The organism is Shewanella sp. SM29 (genome assembly GCF_025654245.1).
Lineage (GTDB): Bacteria > Pseudomonadota > Gammaproteobacteria > Enterobacterales > Shewanellaceae > Shewanella > Shewanella oncorhynchi.
On sequence record NZ_JAKKRN010000096.1, the window covers coordinates 1 to 605 of the forward strand.

Consider the following 605-nt stretch of genomic DNA (forward strand, 5'->3'; position numbering starts at 1 on the left):
TAATGCCGATCAGTTAAGACAGATCGCTTGACGATCTCGCTGAAAAGATCAAAATCCGATGACCTCATGTCATCGGATTTTTTTATGCAACTCTCAGAAGCACTCGCCCGTACTCATATTACCCGCCTAACCGAATTCACCTGCTTAGCAGATGTGTTAGAACCTGAGTTAATTCAATCTTGCCTAGACTCTCAGGGCGTTGCGACGTTAAGACGGCGTAAATTGCCGATGGACGCGATGATTTGGGCCGTTATCGGAATGGCTTTGTTCCGAGGGGAATCTGTTCGGTCACTCATCAACAAACTCGACATTGTTTTGCCGCAAGAGATTGATTATGTTGCACGCAGCGCCGTGACTCAGGCGCGTAAACGATTGGGCAGTGAGGTTATTAGAGAAGTATTTAGTCGCAGCGCCAATACCTGGCACGCGAGAGCTGAACATCCTCATTGGTGCGGCCTTAACTTGTATGGTGTTGACGGTGTAGTGTGGCGGACACCCGATAGTGTCCAAAATCAAGCCGCCTTTGCGCGTACCGCAAACGCTTCAGGCGAAGCTGCTTATCCGCAAATTCGCATGGTTTGCTTGATGGAATTAAGCAGCCATTT

Annotated in this window: 1 pseudogene; it reads left to right on the top strand. The window is 48.8% G+C overall.

Annotated elements, in window-relative coordinates:
- Nucleotides 1-66: 66 nt before the first annotated feature.
- Nucleotides 67-605 (top strand): annotated as a pseudogene (locus tag L5L77_RS22625) (IS4-like element ISSba6 family transposase); the annotation flags it as partial.